Source organism: Gemmatimonadaceae bacterium, from assembly GCA_030647905.1.
In the GTDB taxonomy this organism is placed as follows: Bacteria; Gemmatimonadota; Gemmatimonadetes; order Gemmatimonadales; family Gemmatimonadaceae; genus UBA4720.
The window spans coordinates 22,630-41,959 of sequence record JAUSJA010000037.1 but is presented as its reverse complement, the minus strand read 5'-3'; the positions used below and the strand labels follow the sequence as shown (position 1 = coordinate 41,959).

At 64.3% G+C, this 19,330-nt stretch carries 22 protein-coding genes; all 22 read right to left on the bottom strand.

Annotation, left to right across the window (positions count from 1 at the left end; translation table 11 throughout):
• Window positions 1–21 precede the first annotated feature (21 nt).
• Window positions 22–765, bottom strand: coding sequence for a succinate dehydrogenase/fumarate reductase iron-sulfur subunit (locus tag Q7S20_14130; GenBank protein ID MDO8502968.1), 744 nt, complete (start codon window positions 763–765; stop codon window positions 22–24).
• Window positions 765–2,678 (bottom strand): fumarate reductase/succinate dehydrogenase flavoprotein subunit, encoded by a 1,914-nt coding sequence (locus tag Q7S20_14125; GenBank protein MDO8502967.1) that lies wholly within the window; start codon window positions 2,676–2,678, stop codon window positions 765–767. The genes Q7S20_14130 and Q7S20_14125 overlap by 1 nt, the downstream gene beginning before the upstream one ends.
• Before the next feature lies 1 nt (window position 2,679).
• Complete coding sequence (locus tag Q7S20_14120) at window positions 2,680–3,342, bottom strand: succinate dehydrogenase cytochrome b subunit (protein MDO8502966.1); 663 nt, start codon at window positions 3,340–3,342, stop codon at window positions 2,680–2,682.
• Window positions 3,343–3,349: 7 nt separating this feature from the next.
• Window positions 3,350–4,279, bottom strand: coding sequence for a malate dehydrogenase (gene mdh / locus Q7S20_14115; GenBank protein MDO8502965.1), 930 nt, complete (start codon window positions 4,277–4,279; stop codon window positions 3,350–3,352).
• Window positions 4,280–4,352: 73 nt separating this feature from the next.
• Window positions 4,353–5,336, bottom strand: coding sequence for a GTP 3',8-cyclase MoaA (moaA, locus tag Q7S20_14110; GenBank protein MDO8502964.1), 984 nt, complete (start codon window positions 5,334–5,336; stop codon window positions 4,353–4,355).
• Complete coding sequence (locus Q7S20_14105; GenBank protein MDO8502963.1) at window positions 5,333–5,764, bottom strand: molybdenum cofactor biosynthesis protein MoaE; 432 nt, start codon at window positions 5,762–5,764, stop codon at window positions 5,333–5,335. The genes moaA and Q7S20_14105 overlap by 4 nt, the downstream gene beginning before the upstream one ends.
• Window positions 5,761–6,003, bottom strand: coding sequence for a MoaD/ThiS family protein (locus Q7S20_14100; protein ID MDO8502962.1), 243 nt, complete (start codon window positions 6,001–6,003; stop codon window positions 5,761–5,763). The genes Q7S20_14105 and Q7S20_14100 overlap by 4 nt, the downstream gene beginning before the upstream one ends.
• 19 nt (window positions 6,004–6,022) lie before the next feature.
• A complete protein-coding gene (locus Q7S20_14095; GenBank protein ID MDO8502961.1) occupies window positions 6,023–6,361 on the bottom strand; it encodes an HU family DNA-binding protein in 339 nt (112 codons plus the stop codon).
• Window positions 6,362–6,471: 110 nt separating this feature from the next.
• A complete protein-coding gene (gene carA, locus Q7S20_14090; GenBank protein MDO8502960.1) occupies window positions 6,472–7,611 on the bottom strand; it encodes a glutamine-hydrolyzing carbamoyl-phosphate synthase small subunit in 1,140 nt (379 codons plus the stop codon).
• Window positions 7,612–7,620: 9 nt separating this feature from the next.
• Window positions 7,621–8,016, bottom strand: a complete 396-nt coding sequence (gene secG / locus Q7S20_14085; GenBank protein MDO8502959.1) for a preprotein translocase subunit SecG — start codon at window positions 8,014–8,016, stop codon at window positions 7,621–7,623.
• 114 nt (window positions 8,017–8,130) lie between these two features.
• Entirely contained in the window at window positions 8,131–8,880 is a 750-nt protein-coding gene (tpiA, locus tag Q7S20_14080; protein MDO8502958.1) for a triose-phosphate isomerase, read from the bottom strand.
• On the bottom strand, window positions 8,877–10,073 hold the full coding sequence (locus tag Q7S20_14075) for a phosphoglycerate kinase (GenBank protein ID MDO8502957.1): 1,197 nt from the start codon (window positions 10,071–10,073) through the stop codon (window positions 8,877–8,879). The genes tpiA and Q7S20_14075 overlap by 4 nt, the downstream gene beginning before the upstream one ends.
• Window positions 10,074–10,092: 19 nt before the next feature.
• Entirely contained in the window at window positions 10,093–11,103 is a 1,011-nt protein-coding gene (gene gap / locus Q7S20_14070; GenBank protein ID MDO8502956.1) for a type I glyceraldehyde-3-phosphate dehydrogenase, read from the bottom strand.
• Window positions 11,104–11,115: 12 nt separating this feature from the next.
• Complete coding sequence (locus Q7S20_14065) at window positions 11,116–11,916, bottom strand: ComF family protein (GenBank protein MDO8502955.1); 801 nt, start codon at window positions 11,914–11,916, stop codon at window positions 11,116–11,118.
• Window positions 11,880–12,704 (bottom strand): shikimate dehydrogenase, encoded by an 825-nt coding sequence (locus Q7S20_14060; protein MDO8502954.1) that lies wholly within the window; start codon window positions 12,702–12,704, stop codon window positions 11,880–11,882. Before Q7S20_14060 ends, Q7S20_14065 begins: the two co-directional genes overlap by 37 nt.
• A complete protein-coding gene (locus Q7S20_14055; protein ID MDO8502953.1) occupies window positions 12,701–13,153 on the bottom strand; it encodes a low molecular weight protein arginine phosphatase in 453 nt (150 codons plus the stop codon). Before Q7S20_14055 ends, Q7S20_14060 begins: the two co-directional genes overlap by 4 nt.
• Before the next feature lie 3 nt (window positions 13,154–13,156).
• Entirely contained in the window at window positions 13,157–13,828 is a 672-nt protein-coding gene (locus Q7S20_14050) for an L-threonylcarbamoyladenylate synthase (protein MDO8502952.1), read from the bottom strand.
• Window positions 13,825–14,514, bottom strand: coding sequence for a 2-C-methyl-D-erythritol 4-phosphate cytidylyltransferase (gene ispD / locus Q7S20_14045; GenBank protein MDO8502951.1), 690 nt, complete (start codon window positions 14,512–14,514; stop codon window positions 13,825–13,827). The genes Q7S20_14050 and ispD overlap by 4 nt, the downstream gene beginning before the upstream one ends.
• Entirely contained in the window at window positions 14,511–15,917 is a 1,407-nt protein-coding gene (gene radA / locus Q7S20_14040; GenBank protein ID MDO8502950.1) for a DNA repair protein RadA, read from the bottom strand. The genes ispD and radA overlap by 4 nt, the downstream gene beginning before the upstream one ends.
• Complete coding sequence (gene dnaB, locus Q7S20_14035) at window positions 15,914–17,317, bottom strand: replicative DNA helicase (protein ID MDO8502949.1); 1,404 nt, start codon at window positions 17,315–17,317, stop codon at window positions 15,914–15,916. The genes radA and dnaB overlap by 4 nt, the downstream gene beginning before the upstream one ends.
• Window positions 17,271–18,128, bottom strand: coding sequence for a uracil-DNA glycosylase (locus tag Q7S20_14030; protein MDO8502948.1), 858 nt, complete (start codon window positions 18,126–18,128; stop codon window positions 17,271–17,273). The genes dnaB and Q7S20_14030 overlap by 47 nt, the downstream gene beginning before the upstream one ends.
• A complete protein-coding gene (gene coaBC, locus Q7S20_14025; protein ID MDO8502947.1) occupies window positions 18,112–19,329 on the bottom strand; it encodes a bifunctional phosphopantothenoylcysteine decarboxylase/phosphopantothenate--cysteine ligase CoaBC in 1,218 nt (405 codons plus the stop codon). The genes Q7S20_14030 and coaBC overlap by 17 nt, the downstream gene beginning before the upstream one ends.
• Window position 19,330 lies beyond the last annotated feature (1 nt).

Sequence of the window (19,330 nt, the reverse complement as noted above, 5' to 3'; positions counted from 1 at the left end):
GCGTGGCGTACGAGATGCGTCTCAAGCCGGGAGACCAGCACAGATGTAGTCGCCGTTCATCCTCGTGATCGTGTCGATGCTGATCTCCTTCGGGCACGCTTCCTGGCATTCACCGAAAAGCGTGCAGCCGCCGAAATCCTCGAGCTCCATCTGCTCTACCATGGACAGCACGCGGCGATGACGCTCCGGCTGTCCCTGCGGAAGATGTCCGAGGTGGCTGATCTTCGCCGCCGTGAAGAGGGATGCGGATGCGTTGGGACAGGCGGCGACGCAGGCGCCGCAGCCAATGCACGCGGCGGCATCCATCGCCGCGTCGGCGGACGTCTTCGGGACGAGCGTCGCATTCGCGTCCTGAGCGCCGCCAGTGGACGCGGTGATGAATCCGCCGGCCTGGATGATCCGGTCGAGCGCGCCGCGGTCCACCACGAGATCGCGGATCACCGGGAACGCCTTCGCTCGCCACGGCTCCACGTCTATCACGTCCCGGTCCTTGAAACTGCGCATGTGGAGCTGACACGTCGCGGTGCCCTTCATCGGACCGTGCGCCGCTCCGTTGATCATCAGCGAGCACGACCCGCAGATTCCCTCGCGGCAGTCGTGATCGAACGCGATCGGCTCCTCGCCGCTCTCCGTCAATCGCTCGTTCACCACGTCGAGCATCTCGAGGAACGACATGTCCGGGCTGATGCCGGGTGCGTCGTACTCCACCATCCGGCCGCGCGCCGCGGGTCCTGCCTGGCGCCAGACTCTCAAGCGCAGGTTCATTACTTGTAGCTCCTCTGCGAGAGCTTGACGTTCTCGAAAACCAGCGGCTCCTTGTTCAGAATCGGCGCCTGGCCTTCTCCCGCGTACTCCCATGCCGCCACGTACGCGAAGTGCTCGTCGTCGCGCAGCGCTTCACCGTCGGGAGTCTGGCTTTCCTCACGGAAATGTCCTCCGCACGATTCTGTGCGATGCAGCGCGTCGCGGCACATCAACTCGGCCAGCTCCATGAAATCGGCGACGCGTCCCGCCTTCTCCAGCGCCTGATTGAGCTGCGCATCGCTTCCGGGCACATTGACGTTCCGCCAGAACTCGTCGCGCAGCACAGGGATCAGCTCGAGCGCCTTCTTCAGTCCCGCCTCGTTTCGCGCCATCCCGCAGTAGCTCCACATGATGTGGCCCAGCTCGCGGTGAAATGAATCGACGGTCCGCTTTCCATCTATCGAGAGCAGCCGCCGGGTGCGCTCGTCCACCTCCGCCACCGCCTCGCGGAAAGCCGGGTGATTCTCGTCCACCTTCGGCGGCCGGGCGGTGGCGAGATAGTCTCCGATCGTGTTGGGGATCACGAAGTATCCGTCCGCCAGCCCCTGCATCAACGCGCTCGCGCCGAGACGATTGGCGCCGTGATCGGAGAAATTGGCTTCGCCGATGACGTACAGCCCTTCGACGGTGCTCATGAGGCTGTAGTCCACCCACAAGCCGCCCATGACGTAGTGCGCTGCGGGATAGATGCGCATCGGCACCTTATACGGATCCTCGTCGGTGATACGCTGATACATCTCGAAGAGGTTGCCGTACCGCTCTCGAATGACTCCTTCGCCGAGGCGCTCGATGGCGTCGGCGAAGTCGAGATAGACGCCAAGTCCGCCTTCGCCGACTCCCCTGCCCTCGTCGCACACTTCCTTCGCGCAGCGTGAAGCGATGTCGCGCGGAGCGAGATTGCCGAAGCTCGGATACTTGCGCTCGAGGTAATAGTCCCGCTCCGCCTCGGGTATCTGGTTCGGCGGGCGCTTGTCACCATTCGCCTTTGGAACCCACACGCGTCCGTCGTTGCGGAGCGACTCGCTCATGAGGGTCAGCTTGGACTGGTGTTCCCCGCTGACCGGAATGCAGGTCGGGTGGATCTGCGTGAAGCACGGATTAGCGAACGCAGCTCCGCGCTTGTACGCGCGCCAGATGGCGGTCGCGTTCGACCCCTTGGCGTTGGTCGAGAGATAGAAAACATTGGCGTAACCGCCGGTTCCCAGCACGACGGCATCGGCGACGTGCGGCTGGATCTCGCCGGTGATCAGATCGCGGGTGATGATCCCGCGCGCCCTTCCGTCAATGACCACGACATCGAGCATCTCTGTGCGCGGGAACATCTTCACGGATCCGAGCGCGATCTGCCTCTCGAGCGCCTGGTACGCACCAAGCAGCAGCTGCTGTCCGGTCTGACCACGCGCGTAGAACGTGCGCGACACCTGCGCTCCGCCGAACGACCGGTTCGCCAGCAGTCCGCCATACTCGCGAGCGAACGGAACTCCCTGTGCCACGCACTGATCAATGATGTTCACGCTGATCTCCGCGAGGCGGTAGACGTTCGCCTCGCGGGAGCGGAAATCGCCGCCTTTTATCGTGTCATAGAAAAGACGGTGGATGCTGTCGCCGTCATTCTGGTAGTTCTTGGCCGCGTTGATTCCGCCCTGGGCGGCGATGCTGTGCGCGCGCCGCGGTGAATCCTGGAAGCAGAAGCACTTCACGTTGTATCCGAGCTCGCCGAGAGTCGCGGCCGCTGCTCCGCCGCCAAGGCCGGTGCCGACGACGATGACGGAGTATTTCCGCTTGTTGGCGGGATTGACGAGCTTCATCTCGAAGCGATGGCGGTCCCATTTCTTCTCCAGCGGGCCCGCGGGGATGCGTGCTTTCAGTTCCATGTCAGTCTATGAGTCCGGCGAAGACGGCGACGGGCACGGCGGTGAAGCCGAGCCAGACGACCACCGCGATCACAAGTGCGACGCGGCGGTGCAACGGATCGTTCGACGGCGGTGAGATGCCAAGCGACCGCACCGAGCTCCATGCACCGTGATAGAGATGCAGTCCGAGCGCGATCATCGCGATTACGTAGAAGAGGGTCACCCACCACAACCGGAAGCTCGTGACGATGTTGGCGTGTACGTCGGTCTCGCTGAACGCGCCTGCCGGCTCGATGGTCCCGGTCGTGAAATGCATTATGTGGAGCACGATGAACAGAAGGAGAAGCACGCCGCCCCACCGCAGCGTGCGTGCCGCCCAGGTGCTCACCTGGGGCTCGCGGTTGACGTACCCGACAGGACGTGCCGCGCGGTTCTGCATCGTGAGCTGATACGCGGCGACGACGTGCAGAATCACTGCGGCGATGAGCACCAGGCGCAGGATCCACAGAAGCTCGCCCGTGCTCTTGAGAAACCGGGCATAGGCGTTGATTGCTTCCGCCCCGCGAAAGGCGAGGAGGTTGCCCGACATGTGCCCGATCACGAACCCGATTCCAATCAGGCCGGTGACACCCATCACGACTTTCTTTCCGATCGCCGACTGGTAGAAGCGGATTGCCCGGTTCATCTCCTTGTCAGAGCTTGACTGCGCTCATCGGCTCCCTGACCGCTTCCGCGCTGCGCTCGAGCGCCGCACGCTCCTCGTCAGTGAGGGTAACCTCGAGGATCCCCTCAAGCCCTTTCCGGCCAAGCTTGCACGGCACGCCAAGGAAGAGTCCCGACATCCCGTATTCGCCCTCGAGCCACGCGGCGCACGGGAGAATGCGCTTCTGGTCGCGCACGATCGCCTCGCACATCTGCACGGCCGCGGCTGAAGGCGCGTAATAGGCTGAACCGGTCTTGAGGAGTTTCACGATTTCGGCGCCGCCGTTGCGCGTGCGCTCGATAATCGCGTCGAGGCGCTCCTTCGGCATGAGCTGCGTGACCGGAATGCCGCTGACGCTCGTGTACGAAACAAGCGGCACCATCGTGTCGCCGTGGCCGCCGAGCACCATCGCCTGGATGTCGCGAACGGACACGTCGAGCGCCTCGGCGAGGAACGAGCGGTACCGCGCCGAGTCGAGGACTCCCGCCATTCCGAGCACGCGCTCGCGCGGGAACCCCGTCACTTCCTTCGCCACCCACGACATGACGTCGAGCGGGTTTGACACCATGATGAGAATCGCGTCAGGCGACGTCGCCTTGATGCTCTCGGACACCGACTTCACGATGCCGGCATTGGTGTTGAGAAGATCGTCGCGGGACATGCCTGGCTTGCGCGCAATGCCGGCGGTGACGATGACGATGTCGGAATTGGCGGCCTCGTCGTAGCCGTTGGTGCCGATGACACGGGAGTCGAATCCCTCGATCGGCGCCGACTCCCACTGATCGAGTCCCTTCCCCTGCGGCACGCCTTCCATGATGTCCACGAGTACGACGTGGCGGGCCAGCTCCTTTTCGGCGACACGCTGCGCAGTCGTCGCGCCTACGTTGCCTGCGCCGACGACCGTAATCTTGTTGACCATTGTGCTCTGCTGGATTAGTGGAGAACTGCAGAGCGAAAGTTATTTCGCAATTGCGGCGCTGGCAAACCGCCGGTCAGCCTCCAACCTGCGAAAGAGCACGCAATCCGCCGGTGCGCATCTGGAGAAGCTCGTGCTCCAGCGGCTTCCCGGCGAGTGCGCGCCGAAAAAGCGGCGCCATATCAGCGCCTTCGCGGAACGGCTCGCGGAGGTTCACCTCATGATCGCCGAACAGACACGTACGCAGCTTTCCGTCGGCCGTGAGACGCACGCGGTTGCAGCTCGCGCAATAGGTGTGAGTCATGGGGGTGATGACGCCAATCGATCCGGGCGCGCCGTCGAACGAGTGATACTCGGCCGGACCGTTCCCGCGCGAAGGGCCAGGCGAACGGGACAGAGCACCGACAGATGCGGCTCGCTCGAGCACTTCGGCCGATGCCACGACGTGTTCCCAGATGACGCCACTCATGGATCCCACCGGCATCAGTTCGATGAAACGGACATGCCACGGGTTATCGAGTGTCAGGCGTGCGAAATCGGCGATCTCGTCGTCGTTGATGCCACGCATGACGACCACGTTGATCTTCACGGGAGAAAGGCCCGCCCGCTCAGCGGCAGCAGCAGCGGCAATCGGGTTGAAGCCCATGTCTCGTCGGGCGATCGCCGCGATCCGCTCGGGGCGGAGCGAGTCCACGCTGATATTCACGCGGTCGAGGCCCGCGGCGCGATACTTCGCCGCGAGCTCGACGAGGCGCACCCCATTGGTCGAGAGAGCGATGTCTCGAATGCCGCCGATGGCGCGGAGCAGACTGATGAGCACTTCCAGGTTCGGGCGGATCGTCGGCTCACCGCCCGTAACGCGTACGCGACTGAGCCCTTCGGGCGCGAGCTGCGAAACGATGCCCGCGATCTCCTCGTAGCTCAGTATCTCCGCCTTGGGGAGCCACTGCAGGCCCTCAGGCGGCATGCAGTAGAGACAGCGGAAATTGCACTTGTCGGTGACGGAGATACGGAGATACTCGATCCTTCTGCCGAACTGGTCGGTTCGCGGCTCGGTCACGGCGTCGTTCCAGTTCCCGCAGCGACCCATTCGCGAGTGCCGTCCGCGTAGTGCTCGAGCTTCCAGATCGGTGCTCGGCGCTTGATCTCGTCCACGATGAAGCGTAACGCATTGATCGCTTCGCCGCGGTGCGCGTGGGCGACGGCGACGCCAATGGAAGCGTCACCGACCTTCAACTCCCCGAGGCGATGCTCGACCACCGCCTGAGCAATGCAGAACCGTTCGGCCGCCTCCCGCAGAATCCAGTCCATCTCGAGCTCCGCCATCTCGTCGTATGCCGAGTACTCGATGCCGGTGACGTCGCGGCCGTCGTTGTGTGATCGGACGGTGCCGAGGAAAAGCGCGGTTGCACCGTTCCCTTCGCCGGCGACTTCGGCGACGATGGCCTCCACCGCGATCGGTCGTCTGACCAGCGATGCCCGCATCATCCGCCAGCCACCGGAGGAATGATGGCCACCTCATCGCCGTCGCTCACGGGCGTGCCGCTGTCGGCGTAAATGCGGTTCACCGCGACAAGAGGCATTGGAGGAAGCGACGAGCCCCCGGGCAAGCTCGTGACCGACCTCACGATGTCGGCCACCGTGGATCCTTCAGCGCATTCAATCTCGAAGGCTGAGCGTCCGAGCTTGTCGGCGTAGGACGCAAAGAGGCGGATGGTGACGGTCATGCCCGGACCGCCGAGGGTGCTACTCGGCCTCGGAGAGCTCGGTATCGTGGAACTCGGACATCTCCACACCTGCTACGAGCGCGCGGAGCTCCTTGGAAGGCTTGAACACGGGCACCGGGCGGGCGGATACCTCGACCGGGGATCCTGTCCTCGGGTTGCGCGCCATGCGAGTCTTGCGTCGGCGGATCTTGAACGTGCCGAAACCGCGGACCTCGATGTTTTCCTGGCGCTGGAGCGACTCCTTGACGGCCTCGAGGAAGGCGTCCACCACGCGCGCACAGTCCTTTTTCGAGATCATCGGGCCCGCTGTCCGGGAAATCTGGGCGGTGACTCTCTCGACCAGGTCCGCTTTAGTCATTGACTCCGCCTCAGGTGTGACGCACCCACATGTCCGTAACTCGTTAGAAAGTATGACTTTACTGAAATCGTGTCAAGCGTTCCTGAGTCCGGCTCGGAGCAGCGGCGCGCCTACTTGCGGGAGCGTATGGCGTCCATGAATTGATCGAAATGAGGCACGGCATCGTGCGGGCCGGGGGCCGCTTCCGGGTGATACTGCACCCCGAAGACGGGCAGATCTCGGTGCCTGAGCCCCTCGACCGTCCCGTCATTCAGGTTCACGTGTGTGACCTCGAGCTCGGCCGAGCCCTTGATGCCTGACGCATTCCCTTCTACGGCGAAGCCGTGGTTCTGCGAGGTGATCAGCACACGGCCGGTTGACATTTCACGCACGGGGTGGTTTCCGCCTCGGTGCCCAAACGGTAGCTTCGTTGTCGAGCCACCGAACGCCAGGCCCAGGACCTGGTGGCCGAGACAAATGCCGAATACGGGTGTCCCGCTGGTTGCCAGTTCTCGCACCGTATCTGGCGCATAGGATATGGCGTCAGGATCGCCCGGACCGTTGGAGAGAAAGACGCCGTCGGGATGTTCGCCGAGCACGTCGCTCGCGGGAGTGTCGGCGGGGACGACAGTTACGCGCGCGTCATGGTCGGCGAAGAGTCGGAGAATATTTCGCTTGATGCCGAAGTCGTAGGCGATGATGTACCGGCTGGCGGCGGGATCGCCCCACGTATAACGCTCGCGCGTCGTGACGCGTGAGGCGAGATCGAGGCCCTCCATCGATGGGCATGCCTCGAGCGCCGCGATCGCGTCGGCAGTGGGGGAATCTCCAACGCCGATGACACCGCGCATGACACCGGCCGACCTGAGATGCCGCGTGAGGCGTCTCGTGTCAACCTCTTGCAGGATAGGCACATTTGCTGACTCGAGCCAGCCCTCCAGATCGCCCGTCGCGCGCCAGTTCGAAAACGTCCGCGAAAGCTCGCGAACAATGACACCGGCGACCTGCGGATGCGCCGATTCGGGATCTTCGGTGTTGATTCCGTAGTTCCCGATCTGTGGAGCGGTCATGACCACGATCTGTCCGCCGAACGAAGGATCGGTGAACATCTCCTGGTAGCCGGTCATGTTCGTCGAGAACACGATTTCGGCGACCGTCGGCTCCTGTCCGCTCGCACGCGCGCCACTGCCAGCGGCGCGACGGATGCGGCCATGAAAAAGGGTTCCGTCCTCTAGGAGGAGGAACCCCGGGTGTGTGGCGTAAACAGTCAACTCTCGCCGCTACCGCTTGGTCGCAGGGGGAGTCGTCGCAGGCGTCGTTGCCGGAGCGGGCGTCAGGGGAACGGCTGGCGTTACAGGCGCTGCGGTGGCCGGCGAAGTCGCCGGGACCGGCGCGGGCTTGCCGAACGTGTTTTCGAGAACCGACTTGGGAGCCAGCGTCCTGGTGGACATGACTTGCAGGATGAACGACAGACCCAGGAAGATTCCGGCGCACCACCACGTGGCTTTCGTCAGAATGGTCCCTGCCTGGTGGATGCCGATGAAAGCGTCAGGCGATGAGCTGGCGCCGCCGAAGTTGGCGGCGAGGCCACTGCCCTTGCCGGCTTGAAGCAGGATCGCCGCGGTCAGAACCACGGCGTCTATGAGGAGAATAACGAGAAGTATGTTATAGAGCATTTCGGCTTGTTGAAGACATCATATCCAGCGTTCAATATCACGGAAAGGCGGCGTGCGAGTCAATGGCAGCAGCGCTCGTGTGCAGCAGCGCTCGTGTGTCCAGCACGGTCGTGATTACGCGCGAGCAACAGCCAACCAGGAGCTTGCGTCAAGACTCGCCCCGCCCACCAGCAGCCCGTCCACCTCTTCAGCCGCGACCAGCGACGGCGCATTCACCGCGTTCACGCTCCCACCGTACAGAATAGGAGTGGCGCGGGCGCGATCTCCGCATAGCGTGCGCAGCTCCTGGCGTATCACCGAGTGCATCGCGGTCGCATCGTCAGGCGTGGCATTGCGTCCCGTTCCGATCGCCCACACCGGCTCGTACGCAACCATCACTTCCCGGATCGTCAGCTGCGTCAGTTTCGAGAAGCCCGCGCGGAGTTGAGCGACAACTATCTCAGCCGCCTGCCCCGCGTCGCGCTGCTCGAGCGTCTCACCGATGCAAAGCATGGGAGTGAGACCGCCGCGCTCGACGGCTGCGCACTTGAGGGCGGTTTCTTCATCCGTCTCACCGAAGACGTGCCGCCGCTCCGAATGTCCGACGAGGACAACCCGCGCGCCGGAATCGCGCGCCATCGGAACGGAGAGCTCACCCGTGAACGCGCCCTGATCCGCCCAGTGCACGTTCTGAACACCCAGAATGATGTCGTGCCTGTCGGCGATCGCGTGAGCGACGGTGCCCAACGAGAGCGCCGGCGGAAAGAACAGTATCGTGCGGTCGTTCTGACGGGGGTACTGATCGAGGAACGACTGCATGAACTCACGGGCCATCGTCGGTCCATTGTTCATCTTCCAGTTCGCGGCCATCACGGGACGGTTCATGACGTCTCCGCATCGTCGAGGGCATCCACGCCGGGAAGGTTCTTCCCTTCCAGGAACTCGAGCGATGCGCCCCCGCCTGTCGAGACATGACTCATCTTTTCGGAGAGACCGGCCTGCGCCACGGCCGCGGCGGAGTCGCCACCGCCGACGATCGTCACCGTTCCCTTGTGCGTTGCGGCCGCCATCGCGTCGGCGATCGCGCGTGTGCCCTTGTCGAACGGCGGAGTCTCGAAGACGCCCATGGGTCCGTTCCAGAGAACGGTCTTCGCCGAAGCAATCGCCCGCGCAAACGACTCGGCCGTTCGAGGCCCGATGTCGAGCATCGCTTCACCCGCGGGAATGCCACCGCGCGGAACGACATGCGCGGACGCCGCCTGCTCGATCGACGGCGCGACCATCGCGTCGTGCGGAAGTGTGATTCGCGGCCCCCACTCATCCATGAGATCACGGGCGAGACTGACCTTGTCATCTTCGACGAGGGACTTGCCTGTCTCCAGGCCCATCGCGCGATAGAACGTGCACGCCATCGCGCCGCCGATGAGAACGCCATTCACTTTTGGCAGGAGATGCTCGATGACGTCAATCTTGCCGGAGATCTTGGAGCCCCCGAGAATCGCCACGAACGGCCTCTCGGGATCGCCCAGCGCCTGGCCGAGGTAATCGAGCTCGCGCTCCATCAGCAGGCCGGCCACCGCGGGCCTCAGCCACTCGCAGATCCCGGCGGTGGACGCGTGCGCGCGGTGCGCCGCGCCGAAAGCATCGTTGACGAATACGTCGCCGAGCTCGGCAAGCGAACGGGCAAGCCGCGGGTCGTTCGATTCTTCTCCGTCGAGAAACCGCGTGTTCTCGAGAAGGAGAATCTCATCGTCCGGCAGCGACAGGGACGCCTTCATCGCCTCGTCGGTGTCGGTGGACTCGACAAACGTGACCTTTCTGTGGATCAGCTCCTCGAGGCGCGTTGCGACGGGCTGCAGCGAATACTTCGGATCGGGCTTGCCCTTGGGCCTTCCGAGGTGCGAGAGGATTACCGGCCGCGCGCCCCGGTCGAGGAGGAGCCGCAGCGTCGGAAGCACGGCACGGATGCGCGTGTCGTCCGTGATCTCGCAGTTGTCGTCGAGAGGCACGTTGAAGTCGGTGCGCACGAGCGCCCGCTTGCCTCTGAGCTGCTCGTCGGACAGATCGCGAATCGTCATTTTCCGCACGCGCCGGCCGTTAAAGTCGCGCGCCGATGAAGCGCAGCAGGTCCACGCACCGCGACGAATATCCCCACTCGTTGTCATACCAGCCGCAGACATTCACCATCGTTCCGTCAATGACGTTCGTCGTCTTTGCGTCGAGGATGCAGGAGGACGGGTTGCCGATGTAATCACTCGAAACGAGCTCTTCCTCAGTATACTGGAGGATTCCCTCGAGCGGTCCCTCGGCGGCCGCGCGGAACGCGGCGTTGACTTCGGCGATGGTGGTGGGTCTCTCGACTTCGACCATGAGGTCGGTGAACGAGACATCAGGCGTAGGCACGCGGATCGAAATGCCGTCAATCAGCCCCTTCACCTCGGGAATCACCAGCGACGTCGCCTTGGCCGCGCCGGTTGTCGTCGGAATCATCGAGAGCGCGGCGGCACGCGCGCGGCGGAGATCCTTGTGCGGGAAGTCGAGTATCGGCTGGTCGTTGGTGTAGCTGTGCACCGTCAGCATGGATGCATGACGGAAGCCGAAGTTGTCGCGCACGACCTTTACCATGGGAACGAGACAGTTCGTCGTACACGACGCATTGGAAATGATGTGGTGCTTCGCCGGATCGTACTTGTCGCTGTTGATGCCCATGACGAGCGTGATGTCCTCGCCCTTGGCCGGAGCGGAGATGAGAACCTTGCGGGCGCCGGCGTCAATGTGCTTGCGCGCATCGGTGGCGTTGGTGAAGCGGCCGGTGGACTCGAGCACGACATCCACTCCGAGGTCGCGCCACGGCAGCGCCGCCGGATCCTTCTCCGACAGAATGAGTACCTCGTCGCCGTCCACGCTGATGGAGTTGGCCGACGCCTCGACGTCGCCCTGATACGTGCGGTGCACGGAATCGTACTTGAAGAGGTGCGCCAGCGTCTTCGTGTCGGTGAGGTCGTTGATGGCGACGAAATCAAGATCGACTACTCCCTGCTCCTTCGCCGCGCGAAGGACCTGCCTGCCGATTCTGCCGAAGCCGTTGATGCCGACTCTTATTGCCATTTGGCGAATATCCTATCGATTGAGCCGGTCGCCCGACGCGGGCGCGCGGCCGAATGTCATGTAGCTGATGGTCCTGGCACCGGATGCAAAGAGCGCGCTGGCGCAGGCGCGAAGCGTCGCCCCTGTCGTAACCACGTCGTCGAGAAGCACGATGTGCGCGCCGCGAAGTGACTCGAGCGCCGATTGAGGGACGGCGAATGCTCCGGCAACATTGCTCAGTCGTTCCCCCGGAGTCAACTCCGTCTGCCGCCGCAGCGCGGTTGCTCTGGTGAGACAATCGCTCCACACCGGGATTTCCCACAATTCGGCGAGCCGCGCGGCGATGAGGGCGCTCTGGTTGAAGCCGCGCTCGCGGAGTCGCGATTCTGCCAGCGGAACGGGAACGATTGCGGCGCGCTCCTCCACGACGTCGAGAGGCCACGACACGCGGGCCATGCGGCGGGCGATTGCCTCGGCTGCGCGCGTCCAGCCATCGTACTTGAGGGCGTGGACGATATCGCGGCCGCTCCCGGCGCCGATCCAGCAGAATGATCGCGCCGCGCGCACGAAGGGGGGCAGCAGTGGGCACCAGCGGCAGCGATGGGTGTCCACAGGATGTCCGCAACGCTGGCAACGGGGATGCGGCAGCTCTCGCGCGAGCGACCAGCAATGACCGCAGATGATTCCTTCTTCACCCGCCGACAGGAGGCGGTTGCACACGACGCAGCAGATGGGAAGCAGAAGCTCCGCGGCGGCTGCAGCCGCGGCGCGAATGAGGCCGTGAGCCCGTGCGGCGGTCAGCCGCGGCCGGTCGCCTCCAGGAGCGCCTTCCACATCACCTCTGCATCGGGTGGTGTGGCAAACCAGCGCTCGAACGACGCGACACCCTGGTGGAGAAGCATTCGCAGCCCGTCCGACGCAGTGTGGCCCATGGCTCGCGCAGCGCGGACCCATGCGGTTTCGCGCGGGCCGTACACGAGATCGAAGACGACCGCGTGTGGTGCGAGGCGTTCGAGATCTTCCGGCATTTCGTCCGTCCCCATTCCGATCGGTGTCGCATTCACCACAAGATCGGCCTCCGCCAGGCACGGGTCCCTCATCGAACACGCCCGGACGACCGCGGAATGCCGCATGCGCATCGCCATCGCCCGCGCGAGGTCGCGGGCATGCACCGTGGCCGTCGCACCGGGCCACGCATCAACCGCGGTCAGCACGGCGCCGGCGGCCCCCCCGGCGCCAAGCACCGCGACACGCGCACCATCGGGCATTCCGCCGAGAAGCTCGATCACGGCTGCGTCGAATCCCGCGACATCGGTGTTGTCTCCCTCCAGCGTTCCTCCGCCGTCACTCCAGAAAGTGTTGACCGCGCCCGCACGGCGGGCGAGCTCCGAGCAGCCGGCAATCGCCTGCATCGCCGATTTCTTGTGGGGAGCGGTGATGTTACCCGCACAGCTGCACCGCGATAGCTCTGCGAGCACAATTACGAGCTGCTCTGGCGGGACATCGAGTGCTTCGTAGCGCAGCGGGAGACCCATCGCCTTGAGCGCGGCGTTTTGCATCACGGGCGAGAGCGAGTGCGATACCGGGTGTCCGATGAGCACCAGCCGCTCACGCGCAATCATGGCGCCGGAATCCGCTCCAGAAGTTTCCAGAGCTCGCGCTCCAGCTCGTCGGCCGTTTCGCGATACGCCGAGAGATCGCCGCCAAACGGATCCTGCACTGACTGGCCAGTCGCGTCTCCCGACGCGAAGCCCACGAGAAGGTGGGAATTCGCTGCCTGGTCGAGCTCCTTCACGCGCTCCAGGTGTGATGGGGCCATGGCGAGGATCAAGTCGTTTTCCTTCACGATCTCCTTCGTGAGGAGGCGGGACCGATGGCCGGAAAGATCGAGATTCCGCTCCATTCCGACCAGCAGCGACCCATCGCTGGCCGGCGAGCCGTCCCATGCCTGCGTGCCTGCGCTCGCGACCTGTATGTCGCTCCGTCTAGCGTCGGCGAACATCCGCGTGGCGATCGCTTCCGCAAGAGGGCTTCTGCACGTGTTGCCGCTGCAAACGAAAAGGATGCGCATCGGTCAGTTGTCTCCGACGACGTCGGGTACGCATTCGCGAAGCTTCGCCACCGAAATCGCCCCCGGTCTGATTACCCGCGGGCGCCGCCCGGTACAGTCCACGACCGTAGATGGGGCGGACTCGACAAGCTGGCCTCCGTCGAGCACGCGCAGCGTTCCGTTCGTCACTGCTTCGCCCCACTGATCCACGATTTCATGCGCGTTGGTCGCCGGCGGCACACCGGGACGATTGGCGCTCGTCGAAGTTATCGGCTCGCCATACGCGCGCACGAGTCTGGCGAGTCCGGCGTGCGGTGTCCACCGAACGGCGATGCCCCCCTCGGGGCCGCGCAGTTGCTCGGGGACGCGCTTCTCGCCACCAGGCAGGACGAGCGTGAGCGGTCCGGGCCAGAACCGCGCAGTCAGCTGCGAGGCGTAGCTCGTCAGATGAAGGCCAAGCCGCGTGATCATCTCGCTCGAAGCGACGATCAGGAGAAACGGCTTGTTCGGCGGCCGCCCCTTCAGCGCGATCAGGTTGGCGACCGACTCCCGGTCCACCGCTCCGCCGAAACCGTACACAGTCTCGGTGGGGTACGCGAGAACTTGTCTCGCGTTGAGATGCGCTATCGTGCCCGGCAGCGCCGCCTCGATCTCGTCGGGTGACCAGAACGGAACGACGAGCGGTGCAGCGGTCATTCGCGCAAGATACCAAGCGCCTCGGCCCGCGCGAAGTCCGCCTCGGTCGTGATCTTGAGCGCGCGCTCGCTTCCCGGTACCACGACGACGGTCATGCCGATGCGCTCGCAAAGCGCGGCGTCGTCGGTGGCGTTGATGCCACTTCGCAATCCGTCCGCATGCGCGCGCTCGAGCATATCCCGCGGGAAAGCTTGTGGCGTCTGGATTCTGACGAGATTCGCGCGGTCCACTGTCTCGACGATGCGTCCGTCTGCGTCCACGCGCTTGAGCGTGTCCACAACCGCGAGACCAGGAGCCGCGCCGTTGCCCCGCCGTGCTTCGGCGATCACGTCGTCAAGCATGCGAGCCGTCGCGAGAGGCCGCGCAGCGTCGTGCACGACGACAATTCGCGCGTCATCGGGAAGGTCCTGGAGTCCGTTGCGCACTGAATCACCGCGGTCGCGTCCGCCCACTGAAAGCAGGAGACGTTCGGTGTCGCACTGAAAGAGCCACGGGGGCGGGTCGCCGACATGCTCGTGCGGCAGCACTACCACCACAATTCCCACGTCGTCCCGCTGCTGGCAAAGCTGCACGCTGTGCAGAAGCATCGGCTTCCCCGCCACCCAGCGGAACTGCTTCAGCTCCTCGCCTCCGGCGCGCGTCCCCTTTCCGCCGGCGACAATCACAACGCCGACGTCGTGCGTCACTGGAAAAGATGGGTGAAGAGCTCGCTGATCGTGCGGACCCCGACCGGACGGATTCCTTTCGCGACTCGCCCGGGAATCGACCGCTTCGCCATGAACGCGGTGGTGATCCCCATCTTCGCCGCTTCCGCCAGGCGGCGCTCGGATTGCGATACGGGCCGGATCTCGCCACCGAGGCCGACTTCGCCGAGAAACACCGCCTCGGCGCCGACTGGCCGGTCGTATACGCTGGACGCGAGCGCTGCCGCCACCGCGAGATCGCCCGCCGGTTCCTGCAACCGCACACCTCCGACGACGTTGAGAAACACGTCGAGCTGCGCGAACGAGAGCCCCGCGCGCTTGTCCAGCACCGCGAGCAGCAGCGCGAGCCGGCGATTGTCGAATCCGGTCGCCACACGCTGCGGCGTTCCAAATCCGGCCTTGGCCGCGAGCCCCTGAATCTCGATGAGCACCGGCCGGCTTCCCTCGAGCAATGCCGTTACCGCGCTGCCCGATGCGTGGTTGTCTCGATCTCCGAGAAACAGCTCGGAGGGATTGGCGACCGGATCCAGACCTGTCTCGGTCATCCGGAAAACACCGATCTCATCCACGCTGCCGAAGCGGTTCTTGATGGCGCGCAGGATTCGATGATCGAGCATCGCTTCGCCTTCGAAGTATAGGACCGTATCCACGATATGCTCGAGCGTCTTGGGGCCGGCGATCCCGCCTTCACGCGTCACGTGGCCAACGACGAACACGGTGATGCCGGTCTCTTTCGCGAATCGCATCAGCCGCGCAGCACACTCGCGCACCTGTCCCACGCTGCCCGGCGGGCCATCCAGGTCGGCGGTGAACACGGTCTGAATCGAGTCCACCATCAGGACGGAAGGACCGACCGAGGCGGCGGTGGCGATGATCGTTTCGAGCAGCGTCTCACCCAGCATATCTACTTCAACCGCGCGGTCGGACAGGCGCTCGGCGCGCATCTTCACCTGAAGCGGCGATTCCTCGCCCGAGACGTAGAGAGTGTGATGTCCGCTGCTCTCCAGCTTCGCCGCGACCTGCAGCATGAGTGTGGACTTGCCGATTCCCGGCTCGCCACCGATGAGGATCATGGATCCCGGAACGATGCCGCCGCCGAGCACGTAATCGAATTCCGCCAGCCCGGTTTTCCAGCGCGGCTCTGCGGCACCGACGACATCCCTCAGCTTGATTGGCTGGGCGACCGATCCGCCCTCAGCGAGAGTCTTGTGGCCGCCAATGCGGCGCGATGACCCGCTCTGTCCGGAAATCGTGGCCGCCGACCGCGAAATCATCTCCTCGACGAGCGAGTTCCATTCACCGCAGACATCACACCTTCCCGCCCACCGCGGGTGCTCGGCGCCGCAATTGCTGCAGCGAAAAACGCTTCGCGCCTTTGGGGTCACTGCGGCTGCGTACGGGCCGAGTGGCTCTCGAAGCGCGTAAAGGTCTTGTTGAAGTAGAGATTGACGAGTCCCGTCGGACCGTTGCGCTGCTTGCCGACGATGATCTCCGCGCGTCCCTCGAGGGAGTTCCCATCCTTGTCGGTGGGCCCGTCGTACATCTCCTGCCGGTAGATGAACATGACCAGATCGGCGTCCTGCTCGATGGCTCCCGACTCGCGGAGGTCGGAGAGCTGCGGGCGCTTGTTCTCGCCGGTGCGTTGCTCGGGTGCGCGCGAGAGCTGCGAAAGCGCGACGACGGGCACACGAAGCTCGCGCGCGAGGGATTTTAGCGACCGCGAGATGTAACTGATCTCCTGCTGCCGGTTCTCCTGGTTGGACGGTCCCTGCATCAGCTGAAGATAGTCCACCACGATGAGGCCGATGTCGTTGTCTATCTTGAGACGTCGCGCCTTGGAGCGCATCTCGAGAAGCGTTATTCCGGGAGTATCGTCTATCCAGATGGGAGCGTGGCTGAGTATGCCGGCTGCGCGCCCGAGTCGTACGAACTCGTCATCGTGCAGGCGCCCTTTTCTGAGTCGCTGCGCATCCACGCGACCTTCCGACGTGAGGAGTCGCTGAACCAGTGCCTCCTTGCTCATCTCGAGTGAGAAGAAGGCGACCGGCACGTTGTGGTCGAGCGCGGCATTCTGCGCGATGTTGAGAATGAACGCGGTCTTGCCCATGGCTGGACGAGCAGCGACGATGATGAGATCGGACGGCTGAAACCCTGCAGTCAGCTCGTCGAGATCCTTGAACCCGCTGCTGACGCCGGTGATCGAATCGTCGCCTCGCTGGAGGAGCTCGATCCGCTCCATCGTCGGCCACAGGAGCTCCTTGAGGCGGGTGAACGCCTCGGTGCCGCGGGCCTGATTGACCTCGAAGATCCTCTGCTCTGCTGCGTCGAGAAGCTCGGCAGCCGGCGCCGCGGACTCGAATGCTTCCGATACGATCGCGGTGGAAACCTCGATCAGACGGCGGCGAAGCGCCTTCTCGCGGACGATCTTCGCGTGGTACTCGATATTGGCGGACGTCGGAACCGCGTCCACGAGGAACGCGATGTAGTCCTTTCCGCCGCTCGCCTGCAGGTCGCCGGTCCGGGAGAGCTCCTCGGAGAGGGTCAGCGGGTCAATGACGTCGCCGCGCTCCGAGAGCGAGAGCATGGCGCGGAAGATTCGCCGATTGCCCTCGCGGTAGAACATCGTGTCGTCTACATGCTCCGACGCGCGAAGAACCGCGGCCTGATCCATGAGCATGGCCGACAGCACGGCCTGCTCGGCGTCCTCGGAGTAAGGAGGGCGGCGTTCGGAATATGGATCACGCGCCTGAGGCGCTATCGAGAATTCTACGGGCGAGCTTGACATCTTCCCAGGTCGGGCGTTTCCACGACGGATTGCGCAACAGTGCGGCAGGGTGATAGGTGACGACGACAGGTATGCCGTGGTAGCGATGGATCTCGCCACGGAGCTTCCCTAGCGGCGTCTTCGTGTTGAGAAGAGTCTGCGCTGCAAAGGTGCCGAGAGCAAGGATTACTTTTGGCTTGATCAGCTCCAGCTGGCGGACGAGCCAGGGACTGCATGCCTCGATCTCGCCGGGGGTGGGGTTCCGGTTTCCGGGTGGCCTGTGCTTGATGACGTTTCCGATGAACACTTCCTCGCGGGTCAGATCCACCGCGGCGAGGATCTTGGTCAGGAGCTGTCCGGCGGCGCCTACGAATGGCCTTCCCGTCTCGTCCTCGCTGGCGCCGGGCGCCTCGCCGACGCACACCAGCCGGGCGTTCGTATTGCCCTCTCCCGGCACGGCGTGATTGGCCGTCTTGTACAGAGGGCAGCGCGTGCACGACTCGAGGGCGGAGGCGAGCGTTTTGAGTGAGGTGTGTCCCATGACGTCGGCGTTGAAGAGCTCATCGGGGGCGGCGCCGGCCACGAGGCCCGGGCCGGGCGGCGCGGCTGGCTCGGGCTCGGGGAGGGCGGAGGGCTGACCGAGAACCGTGCGCCAATCCCCGCTGGCGACTGGCTCGTCTTGAGGGCTTCGCGCTGGTGCGGATCCTCCACGCGCCAGCGCACCAATCGCGCGAAGAGCTTCCTCGACGGTCATCGAGTCGAGGATGAGCTCGGATTCGCCGAGGTCGCGCCGCTGCTCGAGATAGAGGCGGAGCTTATCCCTGGCGTCCATTCAGCAGCGCGACAAGGCGGTCGAGAATGATTTCGGCAAGGGCGGTCTTTGGCATGAGCGGAATGGCTTCCATTGCGCCACCGCGGCTTAGCAGCGTGACGCGGTTGGAATCGCCGCCGAATCCCGCACCTGATTCCAAGGCACTGTTGGCCACGATCATGTCGAGATCCTTGGACTCGAGCTTGGCGGCCCCATTCTCGAGAAGATTCTCCGTCTCGAGTGCGAATCCGATCACCACGGCGCCGGGCTTTCTTGCCGCCCGGGTCGAGACGAGTATGTCGTCGGTCTGCATGAGCTCGATTACAGGAGAAAGCGCGGACGCGGATTTTTTCATCTTTTGCGTCGCCACTTTCGCCGGCCGATAATCGGCGGGAGCGGCTGCCATTATCAGCGCGTCCGCTCCGGGGAGCTCCCGTTCCACGGCGTCGCGCATCGCCTCGACGGTCTCGGCTTGCACTCTGGTCACCAATAGTGGGACGGGCACTTCGAGATGGCCGGCGACCAGTGTCACTCGTGCACCGCGACGCGCTGCCGCCGCGGCGATTGCGACCCCCATCTTCCCGGTGCTGTGATTCGAAATGAAGCGCACAGGATCGATCGGTTCGCGGGTCGCTCCGGCAGTCACGAGCAGACTCCGTCCGGACAGATCTCCATTCCCCTCGAGAAGTCGGGAGAGATGCGCGATGATCGCTTCCGGCTCCGGCATTCGACCGGGGCCCATGCCTTCCCCGACGGCCAACGGGCCCTCGTCAGGGTCTACGACAGTGTACCCGAGCTCGCGCAGGTGGGCGACGTTCCGCACCGTCTGGGCGTTGGCCCACATCCTGTCGTTCATCGCCGGTATGAGCAACACGGGTGATGTGTTCGCGAGCAGGGACGCGGTCAGCAGATCGCCGGCGTGTCCGTGGGCCGCTCGAGCCATGAAATCAGCGGTCGCCGGGGCGACGACGTACGCGGACGCTTCGCGGGCGAGCCGAATATGATCCAGTGCGTTTCCCGGACCGAATATCTCGGAGTAAGTGCGGCGGCCCGTGACGGCCTCGAAAGTGATGGCGCCGACGAATTCCAGCGCAGCCCTCGTCATGACGACATCCACTTCCGCGCCCGCCTGTGTCAGCAGACGCGCGAGCATCACCGACTTGTAGCTGGCGATTCCCCCGGTTACGCCCAGGAGAATGCGGCGGCCGTCAAAAGGCCGCACC